Source organism: Streptomyces sp. NPDC006739, from assembly GCF_042869815.1.
Classification (GTDB): domain Bacteria; phylum Actinomycetota; class Actinomycetes; order Streptomycetales; family Streptomycetaceae; genus Streptomyces.
This window is the reverse complement of record NZ_JBIAGM010000071.1, coordinates 1-5,201: the sequence shown is the minus strand read 5'-3', so window position 1 is coordinate 5,201 and position 5,201 is coordinate 1. Positions and strand designations below refer to the sequence as shown.

Annotated in this window: 5 protein-coding genes and 1 pseudogene; 4 read left to right on the top strand and 2 right to left on the bottom strand. The window is 66.5% G+C overall.

What is annotated here, in order from left to right:
- Positions 1–504, top strand: a 504-nt coding sequence (locus tag ACFYMM_RS44110) for a hypothetical protein (RefSeq protein WP_388398448.1), incomplete at its 5' end; no start/stop codon positions are given.
- Positions 505–600: 96 nt separating this feature from the next.
- Positions 601–1,318, top strand: a pseudogene (locus tag ACFYMM_RS44105) (IS6 family transposase).
- Positions 1,319–1,550: 232 nt separating this feature from the next.
- On the opposite strand, the gene ACFYMM_RS44100 reads toward ACFYMM_RS44105, so the two are convergent.
- Together ACFYMM_RS44100 and ACFYMM_RS44095 are read right to left on the bottom strand one after the other, a co-directional pair.
- Positions 1,551–1,958: a hypothetical protein gene (locus ACFYMM_RS44100; RefSeq protein ID WP_388398446.1), complete on the bottom strand. Its 408-nt coding sequence runs from the start codon at positions 1,956–1,958 to the stop codon at positions 1,551–1,553.
- 527 nt (positions 1,959–2,485) lie between these two features.
- Positions 2,486–3,763 carry an MFS transporter gene (locus ACFYMM_RS44095; protein ID WP_388398443.1) on the bottom strand — a complete coding sequence of 426 codons (1,278 nt, stop codon included), beginning with the start codon at positions 3,761–3,763 and terminating at the stop codon, positions 2,486–2,488.
- 219 nt (positions 3,764–3,982) lie between these two features.
- Here ACFYMM_RS44095 and ACFYMM_RS44090 point away from each other — a divergent pair, with 219 nt between their 5' ends.
- Both ACFYMM_RS44090 and ACFYMM_RS44085 read left to right on the top strand, forming a co-directional pair.
- Positions 3,983–4,495 (top strand): MarR family winged helix-turn-helix transcriptional regulator, encoded by a 513-nt coding sequence (locus tag ACFYMM_RS44090; RefSeq protein WP_388398441.1) that lies wholly within the window; start codon positions 3,983–3,985, stop codon positions 4,493–4,495.
- A gap of 121 nt (positions 4,496–4,616) precedes the next feature.
- Positions 4,617–5,030, top strand: coding sequence for an SgcJ/EcaC family oxidoreductase (locus tag ACFYMM_RS44085; RefSeq protein WP_388398438.1), 414 nt, complete (start codon positions 4,617–4,619; stop codon positions 5,028–5,030).
- Positions 5,031–5,201 lie beyond the last annotated feature (171 nt).

Sequence of the window (5,201 nt, the reverse complement as noted above, 5' to 3'; positions counted from 1 at the left end):
GCCGGTTTCATCTGCGCGGCCATCGCCGCCTTCTCCACGTGGACCTACGTCCAGGCGCCGCTAGCATCGAAATGGGAAGACGAGCTGTCTTTGGCGTCGTTGTCTTCGAGCAGCGGGTACGCCTATGGCCTGGGTGGCATCGACCACCCGTGGTGGGTGTACGCGTCCTTCGGCCTGTTGCTGATCCTCACCGTCGCGATGGCCTCACGGCCCCGACTGCCACGCCGCCTCGCGGGAGCTTCCGCCATTCCGGCAGCCGCTCTGACGGTGTTCGCCGTGCTCCAGTCCGCCTCAGCCATTGAGCTCGAATACCCGTTCGGGGTGTACAGGCTGGAGCGCAGCCAGCCCGGCCTGACCCTCACATACGCTTCGGGAACCTGGTGGGCGATCGCCGCCGCGATCCTCCTCGGCGTGGGTACCGCCGCGCTGGGCTGTGTAGACCGTGCCCGCACACGCCAGAACGACGAGGCACTGCTCGCGGGGCTCTCCGGCTACACCGGATAATCAGCCACTGCCGCGAACCACGAGCCTGGAGGGCACTGTCACGTTGGCTGACCGGTGGGATGATCTTCGGGTTGATCAGGCTGGGAGGGGTCGTCCGTGGGGAGCGCGTCGCTGTCGTACAAGGGGCACCGGTACCCGGTCGAGGTCATCTCCCATTGCGTGTGGCTGTACCACCGTTTCCCGCTGTCGTTCCGCGAGGTCGAGGAACTGATGCTCGAGCGCGGCGTGAGCGTCTCCTATGAGACGGTGCGGCGGTGGTGTGGCAAGTTCGGGCAGCAGTACGCCAGCGCGCTGCGCCGCCGGCAGCCTCGGCCTGGGGGCAAGTGGCATCTGGACGAAGTCTTCATCAAGATCAACGGTGCGCAGCGGTACCTGTGGCGGGCCGTCGACCAGGACGGCAATGTGCTGGACATACTGGTGCAGAACCGCCGGGACAAGGCCGCGGCCAGGCGCTGCTTCCGCAGGCTGGTGAAGAAGACCGGCGCAGTGCCGCGGGTGGTCGTCACCGACAAGCTTCGCTCTTACGGCGCGGCCCTCCGCGAGGTCATGCCCTGCGTCGAGCACCGCTCCCACAAGGGCCGGAACAACCGGGCGGAAAACAGTCACCAGCCGACCAGGCAGCGCGAACGGGCGATGAAGCTTCCGCTCCGTGGGCGGAGCACAGCGGTTTCTGTCCGCGTTCAGCGGCATCTCGCCCCACTTTCGGCCCCGCCGCCATCTGATCCCCGCATCCGACTACCGAGCCGAGATGACCGTCCGCTTCGCAATCTGGGAGAAGATCACCGGCGTCGCCAGTCTGCCCACCGCACCGTGAGCACACAGCCGGAACCCGACTCCACCACGCCCCGGCACACCGTCAGACACCCCCACACCCAACAACGTGACAACGCCCCGACGGCGCCTCAACTGGCGGGTCGAACAGGTCGCCGAACTCGCCCGGGTCGCCGGCGTGAGCCCGTCCCACTTCACCGGGTCTTCCGCGCCTCCACCGGGCAGTCCGGCCGCGGGCAGCGGCTGGGCCAGCTGTCCGCGGCCGGGTTGGTGGCTCAGCGGACGTGGACCGTGACCACGTTGCAGGCGTGCAGCACCACGGGGTGCTGGTCGTGCTTACTGGTCAGGCCGTACAGCACGGCGCGGAACTGCAGGTCGCCGCGGTGCGCGGCCAACCCGCGTGCGGTCACCCGCGCGTCGCCCTTGACGGGGGTGCTGCAGTTCTCCTGGTGCCATGGCTGCTTGCCGGTGCGCTCCTCAAGGCACAGCTGGTGCAAGTACCCGGCGCTGTCGTCGTCGCCGTGCGCCGCGACAGTGATGGTCTTGCCGACGTGCGCCGTGTGGGGCGCGGTGATGCTGACGTCACCCTTGGCGAACGCCGGCACAGCGGCCAGCGCCACCGAAGCCAGACCCAGCGCCCCCATCACGGCCGCCTTCATCCCGGTCTTCTTCGTCCTGGTCATGGACTCTTCCCTCCCGTGGGTCTCCCCCGCAGGGTCAGACCCACCCCCTTGTCGCGAGGGCGCCCGGTTGGCGCCCTCGCCGATCACTGAGAGGAACAGCCCTTCCGCCCGGTTGTGCGCCACCCGGCGCCGTTACAGATCCACGACAAAACCCGCCGGCCAGCCGGATCCCACCAGCGGCAGCCGAACCGCTCCCTTGCACTGGGCAGTTCAGAGCACGGGGTGTATGTGATCGGGCGGTAGCGCCCGGGAGCGGGTCTGTACGGTCTTCGGCCCTGTCTCACATTCGGTGGTAACGGAGGGCTACGGAGCAAATGCCTGGCCGAACCACCTCAAGGCAATCTCCGACAGCGGTGTGATCGGTCGTGTCCCCGGTCCTGGTGTAGCCGATCACGATCCGTCGCTTCCGCTTCGGAGCCGTCCCGTACGTGCCGCAGTCAGCCGTCATGCGGTCACCGCTGGCCCCGGCCCGGCGAGCCTCAACAAGGTCTTGGGCGAGGGCGATTCGGGCCGCGATTAGGCAGGGATCAACGGATGACTTCTTCACCAGCCTGATCGCTCATAGCAGCAGACGATGCCTGGAACGGGGATGTACTGCGCCGGAGTGCGCGGACCTGGGGAGACGCCAGGGCAGCAACAGTTGCGAGCACGACGACAGTAGCGCAGCCGGCCAGAGCCGTGCCCGAACCGACGCTTTGTGCTACAGGGCCAGCAGCAAGCAGGCCGAGTGGAGCGAAGGCCAGTGATCCGAACAGGTCGTAGGAACTGACACGCGAGAGGACCTGTTCGGGAATCTCGCGCTGCAGAGTGCTGGCCCACAAGACATTGAAGATGTCGCTGGCCACACCTGCGCAGAACATGGCGGCGGCGATCAGCCAAACCGGTGCAGAGATACCCAGGAACACCATGGGCAGAGCCGCCGGAAACGTGACGATGACAGCGGCCAGAATCGGTCGGCTGACCCGTACCCGCACAGCCAGCCCCGCCCCGGCGATGGCGCCCAACGCCTGGGCGGCCACGATGACCGACCAGGACTTGGCCCCGCCCAGATGCTGCTGGGCCATCAGCGGCCCCAGAACTCCGAGAGTTGCGCTGAAGACGGAGACCACGGCCGTGCACTGGGCGACCACCACCCATAGCCACTGCCGGGAAGTGAACTCCTGCCATCCCTCACGCAGGTCCGCCCACACTGACGACGTCTTGACCGGCCGTGTGGGCAACCGGAGACGGCCCGTCAGTACCGCACTGACCACGAACGAGACGGCGTTCACGGCCAAGGCCCAACCTGCTCCGACCCACGCGACGACAACGCCCGACAGCGCCAGGCCGAGAAAGAGGCAAGTGTTCGTGCTCATCCGCAGTAGGCCGTTGGCCTGCTGCAACCGGTCCGAAGGGACCACAAGCGGCACGACCCCGTCCATCGCCGGCGCGAACAGAGCATTCGCCAGTCCCGCTATCACCGCAAGCCCGCACATCAGAGCCAAGGGCGCATACCCGGACAAGGTCATTGCGGCCAGTCCTGCATAGGCCAACGCTCCCACGCCATCGGCAATGACCATGAGCCGAGACCGTGACATCCGATCAGCGATCACGCCACCAACCAAGATGAACAGCAGCTGCGGCAGCGACTGACAGGCCAATACCAAGGACAACTTCCCAGGGCTGGCGCCGGGAAGAGCCAGCACGGCGAAGGCCAGAGCCACCCGAGCAAACCCATTGCCCAGAACCGAGATGGTCCGAGCGGAAGCAAGCAGAACAAACCGCTGGTCACGCCACATCGCTGGCCTTCCCGAAGTGATTGTCACGAACACGCACTCTAGGTCGTCAGACAGGCCTCACGATCTCAATCAGCCAGTCGCTACGGTCGGCTGAGCGATCACCTCTGGGAACGGTGAAACAGGCACTCACCAGGACGCCGGGAGCAATAGTCAAGACCTGTGGGTGACTGGCCTTCAGCACATGGCTTCGGAGGCGGTTGGCGGCAGGGGTCGTTTCCCGCTGCAGGGCTGCGGAGGACTGTGTCGATGGGAACGGTCAGCTGCTGTTACGTTGCTCGGGTGAGAAAGGGACCTGCTACGTGGGAAGCCGGGGCGGACGAGCCGCTCGGCTTCGTGATCGCTTCGGTGGGGAACGCGGCGGCTCTCGCATTTGAGTCGGCCCTGGCCGAGGAGGACTTGCATCCGCGGCATTTCGCCGTGCTGCGCGGGTTGCGTGACGGCGGGGAACATTCGCAGCAGCAGCTTGCCTCCTCACTCGGTATCCCGGCCAGCCGCTTGGTCGGGCTGCTGTCGCTGCTCATCGAGAGGGGCCTGCTGGAGCGGCGCGAGTCGCCGAGCGACGCCCGGGTGAAGCTGGTGCGCCTGCGGGAGGAGGGCCGGGTGGAGCTGGAGAAGCTGATCAGGCTCGCGGGCGCCTCGGAGCGGCGGCTGACCGCGGGTCTGGCGGCGGAGGACCAGGCTGAGCTGCGTCGGCTGCTCGGGATCGTCTATGCCAACGTCGCTGTTGAATCCGGGGCGCGGCCCGCTCGGGTGTGGTGATCGGGCCTCTCTGCCTGGTTGTTCGATCCAGGGACGGGGTTCGCCTTGCCATACCGTTTCGGTTGTAATAATTTCAGTGGAAACGAAATGCGCGCCTGCGGGCGCCCCGCCAAGGGAGACGATGATGACGGTCAAGAGCGAGGACACGGTCGAGGAGTTCCTTGAGCGGGTCCGGCAGGCATGGGACGCGGGTGACGCGACGCGCTATGCCGCGCAGTTCGCCGAGGACGCCTCATACGTGATCTTCATGGGAGATGCCATGTTCGGGCGCGCCGCCATCGCGCAGACACACCACGAGGTGTTCACCCGGTGGCAGAAGGGCACGCGCATGACAGTCAAGCCGATCGATGTGCGAATGCCGGACGAGTCCACGGCGGTGGTGACCACGGTCGGCGGCATCGGCAAAGGCGGCCGGGTCGATGTGGACAAGTTCCAGACCTTCACACTGCGTCGCCGCGACGGGCGGTGGGAATGCGTGGCGTTCCAGAACACTGAAATGAGTCGCCGGTCCAAGCGCGCCTACCGCTCCCGGTGACCGCCCGCACCCGTTCTTGATCTCGACACGGCAACACGGCCGGCCGGCCGAGCGCATCAACCAGGGCGTGTGTCGGTGAACCGCCCCGGGTTCGGTAGAGATCTCAGATTGTGGTTGTGACCTGGGGTTTCGTGAGTTATGTGTAGTAGTTGGCTTCGTACTCGACGGGCG